The organism is Streptomyces sp. NBC_00083, from assembly GCF_026343295.1.
Lineage (GTDB): Bacteria > Actinomycetota > Actinomycetes > Streptomycetales > Streptomycetaceae > Streptomyces.
In genome coordinates this window covers 1,686,056-1,704,264 of sequence record NZ_JAPELY010000001.1, presented here as the reverse complement: position 1 = coordinate 1,704,264, position 18,209 = coordinate 1,686,056, and the positions used below count along the sequence as shown (strand labels likewise).

Sequence of the window (18,209 nt, the reverse complement as noted above, 5' to 3'; positions counted from 1 at the left end):
GGCGGTCTTGCAACACACCGCGCACCCACGGCCCCCGCTCTCGCGCACCGCCCGTCAGGCGAGCCCGGCCTCCCTCATCTGACGGAGCTCCTTCTTCAGTTCGCCGACCTCGTCGCGCAGCCGGGCCGCCACCTCGAACTGCAGGTCCGCCGCCGCGGCCCGCATCCGGTCGGTCATCTCCTCGATGATTCCGGCCAGTTCGGACGCGGGCCGGTCGGTGAGTTCCTTCTTGGCGCCCTTGGCGCCCTTCGCCGCCTTGCCGCCGAGCGAGGGAACCGGCGCCTTGGCGGCCTTCCCGTCCTTGCCCTGGCGGTATCCGGTGCCGAGCAGCTGCTCGGTGTCGACCTCCTCGCGCGCGATGGTCGCGACGATGTCGTTGATCTTCTTCCGCAGCGGCTGCGGGTCGATGCCCTTCTCCGTGTTGTACGCGATCTGCTTCTCGCGGCGCCTGTTGGTCTCGTCGATGGCCTTCTCCATCGCCGGGGTGACGCGGTCCGCGTACATGTGGACCTGGCCCGAGACGTTTCGCGCCGCACGGCCGATGGTCTGGATCAGGGAGGTGCCCGAGCGCAGGAAGCCCTCCTTGTCGGCGTCGAGGATCGCCACCAGGGAGACCTCGGGCAGGTCGAGGCCCTCGCGCAGCAGGTTGATGCCGACCAGCACGTCGTACTCGCCGGCCCGCAGCTCGCGCAGGAGCTCGATGCGGCGCAGGGTGTCGACGTCGCTGTGCAGGTAGCGGACCTGGATGCCCAGTTCGAGGAAGTAGTCGGTGAGGTCCTCGGCCATCTTCTTGGTCAGTGTGGTGACCAGGACGCGCTCGTCCTTCTCGGTGCGCTGCCGGATCTCGTGCACCAGGTCGTCGATCTGGCCCTCGGTGGGCTTGACCACGACCTCCGGGTCGACCAGGCCGGTCGGGCGGATGATCTGCTCCACGAAGCCGTCGCCGCGCGAGAGTTCGTACTTGCCCGGCGTCGCCGACAGGTAGACGGTCTGACCGATGCGGCCGAGGAACTCCTCCCACTTGAGCGGCCGGTTGTCCAGCGCGGAGGGCAGCCGGAAGCCGTGGTCGACGAGGGTGCGCTTGCGGGAGGCGTCGCCCTCGTACATCGCGCCGATCTGCGGCACCGTCACGTGCGACTCGTCGAGGACCAGCAGGAAGTCCTCGGGGAAGTAGTCGATCAGGGTGTTGGGCGCGGTGCCCGGGTCGCGGCCGTCGAAGTGCATCGAGTAGTTCTCGACGCCGGAGCAGCTGCCGATCTGGCGGAGCATCTCCAGGTCGTACGTGGTGCGCATGCGCAGTCGCTGCGCCTCCAGGAGCTTGCCCTGCTTCTCCAGCTCCGCAAGGCGCTGCTCCAGCTCCTTCTCGATGCCGGTGACGGCCTTCTCCATGCGCTCCGGGCCCGCCACGTAGTGGCTCGCCGGGAAGACGTAGAGCGACTGGTCCTCGCTGATGATCTCGCCGGTGAGCGGATGCAGCGTGGAGAGCGCCTCGATCTCGTCCCCGAACATCTCGATGCGGACGGCCAGTTCCTCGTAGACCGGGAAGATCTCGATGGTGTCGCCGCGCACCCGGAAGGTGCCGCGGGCGAACGCCAGGTCGTTGCGGGTGTACTGGATGTCGACGAAGCGGCGCAGCAGCTGGTCGCGGTCGATCTCGTCGCCGACCTTCAGCTGGACCATGCGGTCGACGTACTCCTGCGGGGTGCCCAGACCGTAGATGCAGGAGACGGACGCGACCACGATCACGTCGCGCCGGGTCAGGAGCGAGTTGGTCGCCGAGTGGCGCAGCCGCTCGACCTCCTCGTTGATCGAGGAGTCCTTCTCGATGTAGGTGTCCGACTGCGGGACGTACGCCTCGGGCTGGTAGTAGTCGTAGTACGACACGAAGTACTCGACGGCGTTGTTGGGCAGCAGCTCACGGAACTCGTTGGCCAGCTGGGCGGCGAGCGTCTTGTTCGGCGCCATGACGAGCGTGGGGCGCTGGAGCTTCTCGATCATCCAGGCGGTCGTCGCCGACTTTCCGGTGCCGGTGGCGCCGAGCAGGACGACATCCTTCTCACCTGCACGGATGCGCTTCTCCAGCTCGGCGATGGCCGCCGGCTGGTCACCGCTGGGCTGGTAGGGACTGACGACCTCGAAGGGCGCCACCGTACGTTCGATCTTGGAAACGGGCCGCATGCAACCACCGTACGACCCGCCACTGACAACCGCGGTCCGATCGGGTTCGGGTCACCAGTCGTGCGGTGACGCGGAGCCCTCGCGCGGCGGCTCGGACGCCGCCCAGCTGGTGCGTTCCGGGAAGGAGGGGCGGTGTCTGGGCGTGGGGATCTGGCGCGGCGGCCGCTTCTGCCAGTCCGGCTTGCCCATCACCACCAGGGGGTCGAACATCACGACCACCCCGGCCAGGACCAGGAAGGCGACCGGCCCGATCAGCATGGGCGCGAGCAGGGCGGCGGGCGACTCCCCGCCGCCTGGGGTCCCGGCCGCGCCGTGCAGATGGACGCTGAGCGCCGCCATGCCGGTGTAGTGCATCCCGCTGACCGCGACCCCCATGACGAGGCTGGCCACCAGGCTCGCCATGAACCCGTGGACGGAGACCGCTGCCCACAGCGCGGCGGTGGCGGCGACCACGGCGATCACGACCGAGATGCTGACGACGAAGGTGTTGTACTCGAACTCCCCGTTCATCTTGATCCCGGCCATGCCCAGATAGTGCATGGTGGCCACGCCGAGCCCGGTGATGGTGCCGCCGGTGACCAGGGCCATGGGTGTGGCGCCCCGGTAGCCGACGATGAAGATGCCGATGCCGACCATCACGATCGCCACGACGAGGCTCGCGAAGGTGATGCCCCGGTCGTAGCCCAGGGGCGCCTCGTGGACGCTGAAGCCCATCATCGCGATGAAGTGCATGGTCCAGATGCCCGACCCTATGGACGTGGCACCGAGCGCGAGCCATGCGGCCTTGAAGGAGCGCCCGCTCAGCACGGAGCGTGCGGTGCAGCGCAGCCCCAGCGCCCCGCCTAGACAGGCCATGATGAACGCCGCCACCGGCGTCACCAGGCCATAGCTGAATCCGTCGACCGTCCCGTGCATACCCGTGTGCCCTTCACCCCGTACCGACTGAAGAGGCCCTACTTTTGTTGCGGCCCTGGTTTCGGGGCGACATTAGGGCTCGCTGCGCGACAGGCAAACATTTTCCGGGCAATTTATCGACTCCGGGCGCTTGGGGCGTTCCTCTCTGGGGGGATCTGTTCGCTTTGGCGCCCGGATTCTCACCTTCCGGGCGGACCGGACCGCGTTGTCAGTGGGCGCCCGTACCGTGGTCGGCATGGACAGCAGCGCGCAGTTCGTCGAGTGGGCCGTGGTCGGGAGCGACATCGGTCCGCTGCTCCTGGCCGCGACGGGCCAGGGCCTGGTCAACGTGGTGTTCCACGCCGACGAAGCGGTGCGGGACCGGGCCGTTAGGGGTCTGGCCGCCCGGTTCGGCACCGACCCGGCCCCGGCCGTGCCCGGCCGCGCGGGCCCCCTGGGGGAGCCCATACGCCAGCTCGGGGCGTACTTCGACGGCCGGCTGCGCGACTTCACGCTGCCGCTCGACTGGTCACTGGCGTCCGGGTTCAACCGGCAGGTGCTGCGCGAGCTCGCGGCCGGGGTGCCGTACGGCACGGTGGTGGGCTATGGCGATCTGGCCGACCGGGTCGGCCGGCCCGGGGCGGCGCAGGCCGTGGGCGCGGCCATGGGGGCCAACCCGCTGCCCGTGGTGGTGCCCTGTCACCGCGTGGTGGAGAGCGACGGCGGACTCGGCGGTTTCGGCGGCGGCCTGGAGACCAAGCGGCAGCTGCTCGCGCTCGAAGGGGTGCTGCCACAGCCGCTGTTCTGAGTCCCCCGGCGGGGCGGCGGCTCCCGCGCCCACGGGCGTCGTCCCCGGGGACCTACGGGCTCCCGGGGACCTACAGGCTGATGTGGTAGGCCTTGCGGAGCGTCTCGTGCACGGTCCAAGTGGTGCGGTCGCCCTCCCGCAGGACGCAGGCGTCGCCGGGCCCGACCTCCAGGGTGGCGCCGCCCGCCACCTCGACGGTCGCGCGCCCGCTGACCACCACGAAGAGTTCGTCCGCCTCGGTGTCGGTGACGACGCCCGGCGTGATCTGCCAGATGCCGCGGATCTGCTTGCCGTCCGGCGACTCCCAGAGCACCTTCCCGGTCACCTCGGGGGTTCCGGAGACGATCTGGGCGGGGTCGAGCGGCTCGGCTTCCAGTTCGGCGTCGGGCACGCGCACGGCGAAGGATGCGGGGCCCCGGGTGTCCCGGCCGGCGGGGGCGGTGGCGTCGTCCATGGTGCTCATGGCCGCTCAATCTATCCGCGCCGGGCCGGGGCTTCGAGCGACAGTGCGGCCCGCCCGGGGCGCCCCCGCGCGACACACTGTCGAGTCCGCACCGACGGCGGCCTCGGGCGCGTTTATCCGCCCGCCCGGCGCGCCAGGGATGGGACATGTCCTGTGACGACGTACCTGACGCGAGCGAGATCACCGGGACCTCCGAGATCTCGGAGGAAGTACGGACCGCCCTGGAGGAGGGCCGCCCCGTCGTGGCCCTGGAGTCGACGATCATCTCGCACGGCCTCCCCCGGCCCCGCAATCTGCGGGTCGCCCTGGAGCTTGAGCAGCTGGTACGGGCCGCGGGCGCCGTCCCCGCGACGATCGCCGTCCTGGACGGGCGCCCCCGAGTGGGCCTGGACAAGGGGCAGTTGGAGCGCGTCGCCCATGACGAGCTGCGCAAGCTCGGCCACCGCGACCTGCCGATGGCGCTGGCGAGCGGGGTCAGCGGCGCGACCACGGTGTCGGCCACCGCGTTCCTGGCCGAGCGGGCCGGGCTGCGCGTCTTCGCTACGGGCGGCCTCGGCGGCGTACACCGTGAGTGGGAGCGCACCCAGGACGAGTCGGCGGACCTGCGGCTGCTCGCCACGACGCCGATCGCGGTGGTGTGCGCCGGCGTCAAGTCGATCCTCGACGTGCCGGCCACGCTCCAGCGCCTGGAGACGCTCGGGGTGTCCGTGGTCGGCTACGGCACGGACCGCTTCCCGGGGTTCTACCTGTCCAGTTCGGGCGAGCCCGTCGACTGGACGGTGCGGACCCCGCGCGAGGCGGCGGACGTGCTGCGGGCCCATCGCGCCCTCGGGCTCGGTTCGGCGGTGATCGTGGGCAACCCGGTGCCGCGGTCCGAGCAGCTCGATCCCCGGCTGCACGACGAGGTGCTCGCCTCGGGCCTCGCGGCCTGCCGCGCCGAGGGCATCACGGGACAGGCGGTCACGCCGTTCCTCCTCACCTATCTGGTCGAGCACACCCGCGGCGCGTCCCTCGAGGCCAACGTGGCGGCCGTACGCGGCAATGTGCGGCTCGCCGCGGAGATCGCGGCAGCCCTGTGAACGAGGGCGGAGGCGAAGGGGGAGCCGAAGGAGACGAGACCGAACAGGACGGGCGCGTCGGAGGCGGCCCAGCCGGGGACGGGCGCGCCGGCGGCGGGCTCCTGGTGGTCGGGGACGTCGTCACCGATGTCGTCGCCCGGTACCGGGGACCGCTCAGCACCGCCACGGACACCGCCGCCGCCATTCGTACGGTACCGGGCGGCGCGGGCGCCAACGCGGCCTGCTGGGCCGCCCGTTCGGGCTGCTCCGACGTCCGGCTGCTCGCCCGCGTCGGCCGGGACGAGGCCGCCTGGCACGGCCAACGGCTGCGCGCCACGGGCGTACGCCCCCTGCTGATCCCGGACGCGGACGCCCCCACCGCGACCGTGATCTCCCTGGTCGACGCCGCCACGGCGGAGCGCACCTTCCTCACCGACAGCGGCGCTGTGCACCACATGGGCCCGGCCGACTGGTCTCCCGCGCTCCTGGACGGCGTGGCCCACCTCCATCTGTCCGGCTATCTCCTGTTCTCCGACCGGAGCCGTCGACTCGCCGTGCTGGCGAAGGACGCGGCCAGGCGGGCGGGCCCGACCGTGAGTCTCGACCCGGCGTCGTGCGGCTTCCTCGCCGACCTGGGTGTCGAACGATTCCTGGCGGCGGCCGAAGGCGTCGACGTCCTGCTTCCCAACGCGGACGAGGCCGCCTACCTGACCGGTTTGCCCGAACCGGCCGACGCGGCGGCCAAGTTGAGCAGGGTGTTCCCCCTCGTGGCGGTCACGCTCGGCCCGGCCGGCGCCCTGGTCGCCGCCGGCGGGCAGGTCGTCGCGACGGTGGCGGCGCCCACGGCCCGCGCGCTGGACTCCACGGGCGCGGGCGACGCCTTCACGGGCGGCTTCCTCGCCGCCCGCCTGCGCGGCGCGTCCCCCGTGCGGGCCGCGGAGGCGGGATGCCGGGCGGGGGCGCTCGCGGTCTCCGTGGTGGGAGGGCGGCCGCCGGTGAGGGAGTAGGCGACGGCGCGCCTACCGGTCCTCGGCCGCCGCCCAGGCCGGGTGGCGGGGGTCGTCGACCCGCACCACGACATCGGCCGCGTCCGCCGGCCGCACCTCGGACTCGTACCGCTCCAAGGCGGTGAGCGTCCACCGGGCGCTCTCTTCCGTTCGGCGGCGCACCGCGTGCGGCGAGAGGCGCAGGTGCACGGTGAGGTCGAAGGGGAACCAGCGGCCGAGCAGCATGGGGCCGTGCACGATCAGCACCCCGCCCTCCGGCAGGAGGTGGTAGGGGCTCCGGGTCGCCCGGTCGGTCACCGGGTCCCACAGGTCGGGCAGCACCCGTCCGGTGCCGCCCGGGTCGAGCGGCCCGAAGACCTCCCGCCACAGAGCGCCGGTGTCGAACCAGCCGTCGTAGTACGTGTCCGGGTCCTCGCGGCCGAACTCGTAGCGGAGCGAAGCGGACCGCAGGAAGCCCTCGGTGGAGACGGAGAGTACGGACCTGCCACGCAGCCTCAGTGAGTCCGCGAGGCGTTCCGCGAGCTCCCCGGTGCGGGCGGCCGGGGCGCCGTCGACGCCGAGGCGCAGCCAGGGGCCGCCGTCGGCGGGCTTCAGGTGCACGGCCCGCTCGGCGAGGGCGTCGGTCAGCCGTTCCCAGGTGATCGCTTCGAATCGCACGCCCCCATCATGCGCGGTACGCCCCTCCGCGGGCGCGCGCCCTTGGTCTCGCCGCCGGACGATGCCCCAGGGCCACCCAGGGCCACTTCCAAGGGGGCGCGCGGAGAGCGCTGTTGGCGCCGAGGGACGCGATTCGTGCGTGGGCCGCGTGATCGGTAGGGTGCCGGGTCACGACCGCACCCCGTTCGACCACCGGGCCGGTCAGGGCTCTGCCGCGGTGGTGGCACCTCCACGACTGCCGTGCCGACCTCTGCATCCGCCTGCCCCCGGGACGACCGGGGCGGTCTTCACGGCGGGGCAGTCGGGCCCCTGCCGACGGGCCAGGAGGTACGAGTGGCACAGATCATCGCCGAGGTCTCGCGAACGTTCAACGAGTTCCTGCTCCTGCCCAATCGCACGCGGGCCGGCTGTTCGCCCGCGACGGTGGAGCTGCGTACGCCCCTGGTGCGGCACATGGTGGGTGAGCGTCCGGCCGTCGAGCTGGACGTGCCGTTCACGTCCGCGATCATGCAGGCCGTCGGCACGCCCGAACTCGCGATCGCGCTCGCCCGCAACGGCGGTCTCAGCTTCCTGCACCACAACCGGTCCATCGAGGACCAGGTCGCCGCGGTCGGCCGGGTCAAGAGCGCCGAGGCCGTGGGCGGCGCCGAAACCCTGCGGGTCGGCGCCGGTGTCAACACCCATGACTACCGCGAGCGTGTCCCGGCGCTGGCCGCGGCGGGCGTGGACGCGCTCTGCTTCGACTCCTCCGACGGCTACAGCGACTGGCAGGCGGAGGCCCTGGCCTGGGTGAAGAAGCACTACCCCGAGATCCCGGCGGGCGGCGGCAACGTCGTCGACGGCGAGGCGTTCACCTTCCTCGCCGAGGCGGGGGCGGACTTCGTCAAGGTCGGTGTGGGCGGTGGCTCCATCTGCATCACGCGCGACCAGAAGGGGATCGGCCGCGGCCAGGCGAGCGCGGTGCTGGATGTCGCGGCGGCGCGGGACGCCTTCCGCGAGCGCACCGGCGCGTACGTGCCGGTCTGCTCCGACGGCGGCCTGGTGCACGACTATCACGTCGCCCTCGCGCTGGCCATGGGGGCGGACTTCGTCATGATGGGGCGCTACTTCGCGCGCTTCGATCAGGCGGCCGGCGCGAAACTCCCCGCCGGGGACGGCTTCGTGAAGGAGTACTGGGGCGAGGGCTCGAACCGCGCCCGCAACTGGCAGCGCTACGGGCAGGGCGGTCAGGGGCTCCTCTTCGAGGAGGGCGTGGACGGTTACGTTCCCTATGCGGGCGACCTCGGCGAAGGGCTCGCCCTGACCATCGCCAAGCTCAGGACCACGATGGTCTCCTGCGGTTCCGTCACGCTGGCGGAGTTCCACGCTTCGGCCCGCCTGACGCTCGTCTCCGACCAGAGCTTCCAGGAGAGCCACGCCAACGTGACCCTGCGGAGCACCCCGGCGCCGGTGGTCTGAGCAACCTGTCTCCCGCGGCTGTTCCGGTGGCCTGTTCTGGTGGCCTGTTCTGGTGGCCCGTTCCGGCGGTCGTCGAGCGGAGAAACGGGGAATCACGGAGGGGAGGGAAAGCAGGACGTCGGGGGGCGCAGGGCGTCGGGGGCGCACGCAAGGAGGGCTGTTGCCATTCTCGTCATAGAACCCCGGCGCCATCACCGCTGCGCCGTGTGCGATCGCGGGCCGCTGCGCCATCTCGTCCTGGAGTCCGGCTCGCCGCGCTGTCTCGACTGCTCGGACCTGGGCCATCTGGTCTTCCTGCCGCGCGGCGACACCGCGCTCACCCGCCGTGCGCGGAACGGCAGTTCCCTGTCGGCCGTGGTGGTCCGCTTCAACCGGCGCCGGCGGCGCTACGAGCGTCAGGGCGTGTTCGTCGAAGAGGGCGCCCTCGCCGCGGCCGAGGCCGCCTGCCTTGCCGACGGCGAGGCACGCGCCCGGCGGCGCGCCCGCGATGCCGGGCGGCGGGCCGCCGAGGACGTCCGCTTCACCGCGGCCATGACCGACGAGATCCTGCGGCTCTTCCCGCGCTGCCCCGCCGAACGTGCCCGCTCCATCGCCGAGCACGCGTCGGTGCGCGGCAGCGGGCGGGTGGGGCGCTCGGCGGCGGGAAGGGCGCTGGACGTGACGGCGGTGACGCTGGCCGTCCGCGCTTCCGTCCGCCATCTGGACACGGAGTACGACGCACTGCTCATGGCCCGCGTGCCGCACAACCGGGCGCGGGCGAGGGTCGCCGCCGCGATCGACGCCGTGCTGGCCGCATGGTCGGCCCCGGAGCCGATACCCCCGGTTCGCCCGGCTTCCCCTGCTCCTTCCGCACCGCAGGCACACCCGGCGCCCGCCGCACCATCCGCGCTCTCCGCATCCTCCGCGCCCGCCGAGGTAGCCTCCAGGGTCGCGGAAGGTGAGCTTCCACTCGCGTAAGAATTCCATTCACTCACACTTCTTTCGCATAGAACGATTCCCTTCCAGGGCTCGGGCAGGCAGGATGGCTGCGCTCGACTCAAGCCGCCCGTCCCCGCCACTCCCCGGCGGGCCCACGCCCAAGGCGAGGTAAAGCCGATGCCGAAGCCGGCCACCGCGGAACCCGACGCACCCGAGCGGCTCGCCCCGTCGCTCGACGAAGCGCCCCTGCGCCCCTTCCATCTGAGAGTGACGGCGACGACGTTCGGGGCGAACTTCTCCGACGGCTACGCGCTCGGCATGATCGGCGCGGTCCTCGCCACCCTCACCGACGCGCGGCACCTCTCCGGCGTCTGGCAGGGCCTGCTCGGCGCCTCCGCACTGATCGGGCTCTTCTTCGGCAGCATCGTGCTCGGCCGCGTCGGCGACCTCATCGGCCGCCAGAAGCTGTACATCTACAACTTCGTCCTGATCACCGTCGCCTCGCTGCTCCAGCTCTGGGCGCGGGATCCGGCGCTCCTGTTCACCCTGCGCCTGCTCATCGGCTTCGGCCTCGGCGCCGACTACGCGGTGGGCCCGACGATGCTGTCGGAGTTCGCACCCCGCAGGCTCCGGGGCGTCCTCCTCGGCTCCCTCACCGTGATGTGGACCGTCGGTTACGTCATCGCGGGCATCCTCGGCACCTACCTCGGCAAGTCCGAGGGCAACGCCTACCTGCTGCTCGCCTCCGGGGCTGTTCCGGCGCTCCTGGTGCTGCTCCTGCGCATCGGTACGCCCGAGTCGCCGAGCTGGCTGATCAGCCAGGGCCGGATCGAGGAGGCGCGGGCCATCGCCAGGAAGTACCTGAAGTCGGAGCTGGGCGCCGCCGAGGCAGCGCCTGCCCAGAGCCACGCGGGTGCGACCGCCGCGTACCGGGAGCTCTTCTCCCCCGGCCAGGCCCGGCGCACCTGGTTCGGCACGGTGTTCTACAGCGCGCAGGTGCTGCCCTACTTCGCCATCTACACGTTCATGCCGACCATTCTGGCCGCCCTGCACGTGCCCGACCCCGACCTGCAGAACCTGCTGCTCAACCTCTTCCTGCTCGCCGGCGGCGTCATCGGTCTCTGGTTCCTCCAGAAAACCGGCCGCCGCCCCTTGACGATCGTCACGTTCGGCATCATGACGGCGGCGCTCGCCCTGATGGGCGCCTTCGCCCAGGCCTCGACGATCGCCCTCATGATTCCCTTCCTCGTCTACACCTTTGTGATGGCCGGGGCTTCAAACCTCACGCAGGTGTATCCCGCCGAGCTCTACCCGACGCATCTGCGCGCCACCGGTGTCGGCTTCCTCAACGGCACGAGCCGCATCGCCTCGGCCGTCGGCACCTTCATCCTGCCGGTCAGCCTCGACCACCTCGGGCTGAGCGGCTCGATGTACTGGCTGGCGGCGGTCCTCCTCGCCGGCATGCTCGTGTCGCTGGCGTGGGCCCCGGAAACCCGGGAGTCCGTGACGACTTCGGGGGGCTGAAGGGCCGGCCATGGGTATCCCTCCCGCATGACGACTGCGCCGGACCGCCCCCTGCTCCTCCTCGACGTGGACGGCCCCCTCAATCCGTACGCCGCCCGCCTGGCCCATCTGCGCGGATACCGCACCCACCGGCTCCATCCATCGGCCTGGCTCTCCCGCCAGACCCCCGGCTCCCGTTCCCACCGGCGCGGCCTGCGCGTCCAGCTCAATCCGGCGCACGGGCCCCGGCTCAGTTCGCTGCCCTACGAACTCGCCTGGGCCACCACGTGGATGAACGAGGCGAACGAGATGATCGCCCCCGTCATCGGCCTCCCGCCGGACCTCCCCTTCATCGCCTGGCCCGAACTCTTCGCCACCGACCCGGACGGCCTGTACTGGAAGACCAGACCGCTGCTGAAGTGGGCGGCGGGCCGCCCGTTCGCGTGGGTCGACGACATGATCACCGATCTGGACGAAACCTATGTGCGCGTCCACCACGACGCGCCCGCCCTGATGATGCGCATCCACCCCCGGCGGGGGCTGCGGACAGCGGATTTCGACACCTTGATCCGGTGGGCGGCACAGGCGCGGCCCGAAGAGCGCCGATTACCGTGAGCGCGGGCCGCTTCGACCAGTAGGCTGAATTTCACGCTCTTGGGGAGAGCCACAACTTTTCCGTGAACAGAGGGCAGTTCGGCCATGCCCGTACGGCCCTCCATCCCGTGGGGGGATCTCGTATGCACGCAATGGTCAAGGGTGCGAATGTCAGCCTGTCGGCTCTGAGCGAGAACGCCGACTCCGTCATCGTCGGCCTGAGCTGGAGCAGCCCGAGCGGTGAGGGCGACGCCGACGTCTCCGTGCTGCTGATCGGCGCGAACGGCAAAGTCCGCGACAACGCGGACTTCTTCTTCTACAACAACCCGGCCGCGGCAGACGGCACCGTACAACTCCTCGGCGCCGCACCGACCGAGAACGGCAGCGAAGACAGGATTCGGCTCGACCTGGCCGGGCTTCCCGGCGATGTCGACCGTGTGATCGTCGCGGCGAGCCGCCACCGACGGGCGCACTTCGGCGAGTTGGAGAACATCCGTCTGGTCGTCACGGACGGCTCCGGCGACGGGCTGCTCGACTTCTGCATCGACGGGGCGAGCACGGAGAGCGCGTTCGTCTTCGGCGAGGTCTACCGGCGTGAGGGGACTTGGAAGTTCCGGGCCATCGGCCAGGGGTACGACTCCGGGCTCGCCGGCCTCGCCACCGACTACGGCATCGAGATCGACGAGGACGACGACCAGGACGGCGAGGGCGAGGGCGGCAGCCACGTCGCCGAGTCCTCCGAGTCCCCCGCATCCGTCGAGCCCGGCCGGCCCGGCGTGGGGGCTGTTGAGATCGCGGCGGCCGTCGAGTCCGGCGTCTCCAGTACCGCCGACGGGGACGCCGCAGGGGTCGCTGTTGGGGTCGCCGTCGAGCAGGCGGCCCCAACCCCGGTACCCCGGACGGCCGTTGAGGTGAGCGTTCCGGTCACGGTCGCGGTGCCCGCCCAGCGCGGCGCCGAGCCGGGCACCACGGAACCGCCCGCCGCCGCTCCCGCCCGCCGGCTCCGCACGGCCAAGAAGAAGGTGACGCTGCCCAAGGCCCCCAAGGACTCGCTCGCGGAGAACGACGGGTGGCACGCCGCACGGCTGTTCCCCGCGTCCACGCTGAAGAGCGACCGTGAACGCGAGACGCGGGCGACATCGGTCCTGCTCGCCGTGATGACCCAGGTGCCCGAGTTCGGCCGACGCCTCATTGCCGCCTTCGGGGCACCCGCCGGGCGGATGGAGGCCTTCACGGAGGTCTCGCTCCCGCACGGCGACAGCCCCAAGCGGCCCGACGGCGTCATCCGTGTGGAGCGGGCCGGGAAACTGTGGACGGCCCTAGTCGAGACGAAGACCAACGGCAACGCGCTCAAGAGCGAGCAGATCCAGGCGTACATGGACATCGCCGCCCGGCGGGGCTACGAGGCGGTCATCACCCTCTCCAACGACGTGGCGCTGGAGGGAAGTTCCCTGGTCGAGGTGAAGACCGACGGGCGGCGCAAGCACAAGGTCGCCCTGTGGCACCTGTCCTGGGCCGAGGTGACGCATCAGGCGCAGCTCCTCATCCGCCACGAAGGCGTACGCAATGAGGCGCACGCCTGGCTCCTCCAGGAGCTGCTGCACTATCTCCAGCACGACAACTCCGGCTGCCACGGCTTCCAGAACATGGGCCCGGCGTGGGTTCCGGTGCGCAACGGCATCGACGAGGAGACCCTGACGCCGGGCGACCCGCGCTCCGTGCAGGTCGTCGAGAGCTGGGAACGGCTGATCCGTCAGGTCTGTCTGCGGCTCGGTGGCGAGCTGGGCGCCAAGGTGGTGCCCGTGCAGCGGGCCAAGCGCGGCACCGACCCGCAGTCGCGCCGGTCGGAACTGGCGCACCGCCTCTGTGTGGACGGGCAGCTGCGGGCCGAGATCCGGGTGGAGGGGGCGCCCGGAGTGCTGGGGGTCGTGGCGGACCTGCGGATGGGGCGGCTGAGGACGTCCATCGAGATCCCCGCGCCCGAGCAGGGCTATCCGCTCTCCTGGGTGAAGCGCCTGATGCGGCAGCTCGCCGAGGCCCCGGCCGATCTGCATGTGCAGACTTTGCTCGACGGCGACGGGGTCGGACCGCGGGGCACCCTGGAGAAGCTGCGCCCCGAGCCCGGTGACCTGCTCCCGAAGGGGCCGGAGGCGATCACCGGATTCCGCCTGTCGCTCGTCAAGAGCGTGGGTCATACGCGCGGCAATGCCGAGACCGGGTTCATCCGGGGTGTCGACGCCGCGGTGGACGTCTTCCACTCCCATGTGGTGACCCGCCTGGAGCGGCCCCGCGCGACGCAGCGCAGGACGGCGGCACCGGGCACGCCCGCCTGACTCACCGGTGGGTGTCAGCCGCCGAGGCGGGTGGTGAGCGCCCCCACCGGGTCCGGGTCGGGGCTGCCCCGGGGCCACCAGTCGTCCCGGCCCGGGTCCGACTCGTAGCCGTACCAGAGGCCGTCCCGGCCGTAGCGGAGCTGGGTGGTGGGGGTGGACAGCCGGTTGCGGCTGGGCCGGAAGTCGGGGAATCCGGCGGCGCTCAGGGCGGGGCGGGCCCGGTCGAAGGGGCCGGCCGGCGGGTCCCAGGGGGTTTCGAGGACGGCGAGCGCCTCGATGCCGCCCTGCCGCCAGGCGGCCACGGCGCGCGCCAGGTCCGTAGGCGTGCGGTCGGTGGCCCGGGTCAGGGCAGTGTAGAGGGCGCGGGTGGCGGAGGTCAGCCCGGAACCGGGGTGCCCCGCGGCCAGGCGCACCGCGTCCTGCCAAGTGGTGAGCGGGGCGATCGGGTCGTGCCCGGTGGTGAGCAGGGTGTGGGCGCGCATCGCCGCTTCCGTGGCGAGGAGGTCGAGGGAGAGCGGGTCGGGGCCGCCGTGCACGTCGGGGAAGGCGGGCGGGTGCCCTGGTCTCGACGGCGCGGGAAACGGCGGCGGCAACGGCGGCCGGGTGCGCGGCTGGACCGCCGACCGGGCCGGGACCGTGGGGAGTTGGGGCAGCGGGGCCGTGCGTTCCACGGCCATGCGGGCGGCGTTGCGCCGGGTGAGCGCGGCGAGGACCTCCTGTTCGCCGCGCCCGCGCATCAGGAGCAGCACGAACGGGTCCTCGTCCAGAAGCCGGGCGGTCTGGTAGCAGAGGGCCGCCGCGTGCTTGCAGGGGAAGCCGTCGTCGGGGCACGAGCAGTCGGGGATCAGGTCGCCGGAGGCGGGCAGCAGCGCCGCCTCGTCGGCCAGGGCGTGCGGCAGGTCCTTGTCGAGGAGCGCGGCGATGTGCGCGGGCTCCTGCGCCGCGGTGTCGAGGAACTCCTCCCATGCCTGGTCGGGCAGGGTCCGCAGCCGCAGTTCCGTGCGGTAGGGGCGGGGGCGGGAGCCGTGGACGTAGGCGGTGATGCGGCCGGGTGTGACGGTGATCGCGTCGACATGGCCGCCCTGCGCATAGGTGTGGCCGCGCGCCAGCCGGGCGGCGTCCAGAGCCAGCTCCTCCAGGGCCTCGACCCAGGCGTCGCCCCACCAGGTGCCGGTCCGCTCGGAGCGGGCGCCGAGCGCGGGGTAGGTGCGCCGGCGGTCGTCGTGGCGCGGGGTGCGAAGGGAGGGACGGGGGGCGGTCATGAGGCTCTCCGCAGGGAGATCAGGTCGGCCAGCTCCCGGTCGGTGAGTTCGGTCAGGGCGCTCTCGCCGGAGCCGAGCACCGCGTCGGCGAGGCGGCGTTTTTCTTCCAGCATCTCGGCGATGCGCTCCTCGACGGTGCCTTCGGCGATCAGGCGGTGGACCTGGACCGGCTGGGTCTGGCCGATGCGGTAGGCGCGGTCGGTGGCCTGTTCCTCCACCGCCGGGTTCCACCAGCGGTCGTAGTGGATGACGTGGCCGGCGCGGGTGAGGTTGAGGCCGGTGCCGGCGGCCTTGAGGGAGAGGATGAACACGGGCACCTCGCCGGCCTGGAAGGCGTCGACCAGGCGGTCCCGTTCGGCCACCGGCGTCCCGCCGTGGAGCAGTTGGGAGGGCACGCCGCGTGCGGTGAGGTGGCGGGAGAGCAGCCGGGCCATCGCGACGTACTGGGTGAAGACCAGGACCGAGCCGTCCTCGCTGAGGATGGTGTCCACCAGCTCGTCGAGGAGCGCCAGCTTGCCCGAGCGGGACGCGAGGCGCGGGGACTCCTCCTTCAGGTACTGCGCGGGGTGGTTGCAGATCTGCTTGAGCGCGGTGAGCAGCTTCATGACCTGGGCGCGCCGTGCGATGCCTTCCGACGCCTCGACCGCGGCCATCACCTCGCGGACCACCGCCTCGTAGAGGGCGGCCTGTTCGCGCGTCAGCGGGACGGGATGGTCGGTCTGGGTCTTGGGGGGCAGCTCGGGCACGATGCCCGGGTCGGACTTCTTCCTCCGCAGGAGGAAGGGCCGGACCAGGCGGGCGAGGCGCTCCGCCGCGTCGTCGTCCTCGCCGTTCTCCACGAGGCGGGCGTGCCGGGCCCGGAACGCCTTGAGGGGGCCGAGCAGGCCGGGGGTCGTCCAGTCGAGCAGCGCCCACAGCTCGGAGAGGTTGTTCTCGACCGGGGTGCCGGTGAGCGCGATCCGGGCCGGGGCGGGGATGGTGCGCAGCGCTTTCGCGGTGGCCGAGAACGGGTTCTTGACGTGCTGCGCCTCGTCGGCGATCACCATGTTCCAGGTACGGGCGGCCAATTGGGGCGCGCTGGTGCGCATGGTGGCGTACGTGGTGAGGACGAAGCCGCCCTCGCCGCTCGGCGTGTCCAGGCTGCGGCTGCTGCCGTGGAAGCGGTGCACCGGGACGCCCGGCGCGAAGCGGGCGATCTCGCGCTGCCAGTTGCCGAGCAGTGAGGCCGGGCAGACCACGAGGGTGGGTTCGCGGCGGGCCCGGCGCAGATGCAGGGCGATCACGGTGATCGTCTTGCCCAGGCCCATGTCGTCGGCGAGGCAGCCGCCGAGCCCCATGGAGGTCATCATGGAAAGCCAGGCCAGGCCGCGCAGTTGGTAGTCGCGCAGCGTCGCGTCGAGCCCCGCCGGCTGTTCGGCCGTCGCGGGCCCCTCCAGGAGGCGGTCGCGGAGCACCGCGAGCGCTCCAACGGGCACCGCTTCGACGGTCTCGCCGTCGACCTCGGCGGTGCCGGTGAGGGCGACGGACAGGGCGTCCACCGGGTCGAGCAGGCCCAGGTCCCGTTTGCGGGCCTTGCGGACCAGCTCGGGGTCGGCGACCACCCACTGGTCGCGCAGCCGCACGACGGGGCGGTGGGACTCGGCCAGCACGTCCATCTCGGCGTCGGTGAGCGGTTCACCGCCGAGCGCCAACTGCCAGTTGAAGGAGAGGAGTTCCTCGGCGTCGAAGAACGCGGTGCCGTCGGTGGCCGAGCCGGGCGCCGGGCGGACGACGGCGGTGGCGCTGAGCGTGCGCGCCAGCTCGCGCGGCCAGTGGACGGTGACGCCCGCCGCGGCCAGCCGTGCCGACGCCTCGCCGAGCAGCTCGTACAGCTCGGTCTCGGTGAGCGGCAGGACGTCGGGGACGCTGCGTTCGAGGAGGAGCCCGAGCGGCGGCCAGACGCGGGCGGCACGGCGCAGCGCCAGCAGCGCGTCGATCCGGGCACGTGGACCGAAGGCGTCAACTCCGCTTCCGGAAGCACCCGTTGGGGTGGTGGCCGCGCTCTCCGGGGCCGCGTCGGACCAGAGGCGCGCGGCGTCGACGACGAGGGTGGGGTCGGCGAGGCTGTGCACCTGGACGATGGCCGAGCCCGCGCGCCGCGCCTCGCCTTCCTCCTCGGTGGCCGTGTCGAACAGCTCGTACCCGGCGAGGTCGAGCCGCAGCGAGACCCGCACGCCCGCGTCCATGCCCGCGGCGGCCTCCGCGGCCCAGGCCCGCGCGGCCGGCAGGTGCTGCGCGGTGGGTGCGGCGAAGGGCGCCCCGGCGGCGTGGGCCGCGGCCGGGGTGCGGGGCAGGGCGTCGGCGACCGCGTCGAGGAAGGCGCGCACCAGGGCTTCCGGCTCGGGCAGCTGGAGCGCGCCGCGGCCGGGGACGGGCACGCCGTACGCCTCGTACGGCATGGCGGCGGCGATGGCGCGCAGCTGGGCGATGTCGTCCGCGTCGAGCGGGCCGGCCCGCCAGGCGTCGTGGTGGGTGGGGGTGAGGCCGGGCAGCAGTCTGCCGCGGGCGACGAGGTGCAGGGCGTGCAGGGCGGCGGCGCCCCAGCACGCCGCCGCCGGGTGCGCGGCGGGGTGGCGCCGGGCCTCGATCAGGAGCGGGAGGGCTTCGGCGACCGGCACGAGAAGGGCGGCGACCTTGCGGCTGCGGGCGCCCCCGCCGTGGCGGCGCACCACCGTCAGCTCGGTCACCTCCCCCGCGGGGCCGGCCGGCCCGTGCGGCAGGGGCCCCTGGTCGGGGACCCAGAAGGCGACCTTGCCTTCGCGGGGCAGCCCGGCGGGCAGGAACACGGCGGCCGCCGTCACGCCCGGCCACGCGCGGGGCGCGGCCTCGGCGTCGGTCCGGGCCGCCGGAGCGCCGTGGGGCCGGGCGAAGGCCTCCGTGCGCTCGGGCAGCCGGTCGGGGTGGTGGCGCCAGGCGGCCCCGGCCCGCCCCGAGGTGCCCTGCTCCCGCTCGGCGTGCCGCATCGGTGTCGGCCGGTCCATCGCCGGTCACCTCCCTTCGTCCGCACGGTCGTGTCGCGTCGCGTGCTGCGCGACTG

The 18,209-nt window shown here is 72.6% G+C and carries 14 protein-coding genes; 8 read left to right on the top strand and 6 right to left on the bottom strand.

Annotation, left to right across the window (positions count from 1 at the left end; genetic code table 11):
- Nucleotides 1-54 precede the first annotated feature (54 nt).
- A complete protein-coding gene (gene uvrB, locus OOJ98_RS07395; RefSeq protein WP_267053814.1) occupies nt 55-2,178 on the bottom strand; it encodes an excinuclease ABC subunit UvrB in 2,124 nt (707 codons plus the stop codon).
- 51 nt (nt 2,179-2,229) lie between these two features.
- The gene (locus tag OOJ98_RS07390) at nt 2,230-3,093 is read right to left on the bottom strand and encodes an MHYT domain-containing protein (RefSeq protein ID WP_267053813.1); all 864 of its coding nucleotides are present in this window, start codon (nt 3,091-3,093) and stop codon (nt 2,230-2,232) included.
- 235 nt (nt 3,094-3,328) lie between these two features.
- Here OOJ98_RS07390 and OOJ98_RS07385 point away from each other — a divergent pair, with 235 nt between their 5' ends.
- Nucleotides 3,329-3,880 carry a methylated-DNA--[protein]-cysteine S-methyltransferase gene (locus tag OOJ98_RS07385; RefSeq protein WP_267053812.1) on the top strand — a complete coding sequence of 184 codons (552 nt, stop codon included), beginning with the start codon at nt 3,329-3,331 and terminating at the stop codon, nt 3,878-3,880.
- Nucleotides 3,881-3,950: 70 nt separating this feature from the next.
- Here the strand turns inward: OOJ98_RS07385 and OOJ98_RS07380 are convergent, their stop codons facing one another.
- Entirely contained in the window at nt 3,951-4,343 is a 393-nt protein-coding gene (locus OOJ98_RS07380) for a cupin domain-containing protein (protein WP_267053811.1), read from the bottom strand.
- 146 nt (nt 4,344-4,489) lie between these two features.
- Between OOJ98_RS07380 and OOJ98_RS07375 the strand changes: the two genes are divergently transcribed.
- Nucleotides 4,490-5,422, top strand: coding sequence for a pseudouridine-5'-phosphate glycosidase (locus OOJ98_RS07375; protein ID WP_267053810.1), 933 nt, complete (start codon nt 4,490-4,492; stop codon nt 5,420-5,422).
- A 101-nt stretch (nt 5,423-5,523) separates the two neighbouring features.
- Complete coding sequence (locus OOJ98_RS07370; RefSeq protein WP_267055552.1) at nt 5,524-6,408, top strand: carbohydrate kinase family protein; 885 nt, start codon at nt 5,524-5,526, stop codon at nt 6,406-6,408.
- 12 nt (nt 6,409-6,420) lie between these two features.
- Here the strand turns inward: OOJ98_RS07370 and OOJ98_RS07365 are convergent, their stop codons facing one another.
- Nucleotides 6,421-7,065, bottom strand: coding sequence for a uridine kinase (locus OOJ98_RS07365; protein ID WP_267053809.1), 645 nt, complete (start codon nt 7,063-7,065; stop codon nt 6,421-6,423).
- 333 nt (nt 7,066-7,398) lie between these two features.
- Between OOJ98_RS07365 and OOJ98_RS07360 the strand changes: the two genes are divergently transcribed.
- The 5 genes from OOJ98_RS07360 (at nt 7,399) to OOJ98_RS07340 (ending at nt 13,871) form a co-directional block, all read left to right on the top strand.
- Nucleotides 7,399-8,523 (top strand): IMP dehydrogenase, encoded by a 1,125-nt coding sequence (locus OOJ98_RS07360; protein ID WP_267053808.1) that lies wholly within the window; start codon nt 7,399-7,401, stop codon nt 8,521-8,523.
- Between the two features lie 165 nt (nt 8,524-8,688).
- Entirely contained in the window at nt 8,689-9,480 is a 792-nt protein-coding gene (locus tag OOJ98_RS07355; protein ID WP_267055551.1) for a DUF2293 domain-containing protein, read from the top strand.
- A gap of 138 nt (nt 9,481-9,618) precedes the next feature.
- On the top strand, nt 9,619-10,965 hold the full coding sequence (locus OOJ98_RS07350; RefSeq protein ID WP_267053807.1) for an MFS transporter: 1,347 nt from the start codon (nt 9,619-9,621) through the stop codon (nt 10,963-10,965).
- 27 nt (nt 10,966-10,992) lie between these two features.
- Nucleotides 10,993-11,559: a hypothetical protein gene (locus tag OOJ98_RS07345; RefSeq protein ID WP_267053806.1), complete on the top strand. Its 567-nt coding sequence runs from the start codon at nt 10,993-10,995 to the stop codon at nt 11,557-11,559.
- Between the two features lie 131 nt (nt 11,560-11,690).
- Nucleotides 11,691-13,871 (top strand): TerD family protein, encoded by a 2,181-nt coding sequence (locus OOJ98_RS07340; protein ID WP_267055550.1) that lies wholly within the window; start codon nt 11,691-11,693, stop codon nt 13,869-13,871.
- Nucleotides 13,872-13,885: 14 nt separating this feature from the next.
- Here the strand turns inward: OOJ98_RS07340 and OOJ98_RS07335 are convergent, their stop codons facing one another.
- Nucleotides 13,886-15,133, bottom strand: a complete 1,248-nt coding sequence (locus OOJ98_RS07335; protein WP_267053805.1) for an SWIM zinc finger family protein — start codon at nt 15,131-15,133, stop codon at nt 13,886-13,888.
- Complete coding sequence (locus OOJ98_RS07330; RefSeq protein WP_267053804.1) at nt 15,130-18,153, bottom strand: DEAD/DEAH box helicase; 3,024 nt, start codon at nt 18,151-18,153, stop codon at nt 15,130-15,132. Before OOJ98_RS07330 ends, OOJ98_RS07335 begins: the two co-directional genes overlap by 4 nt.
- Nucleotides 18,154-18,209 lie beyond the last annotated feature (56 nt).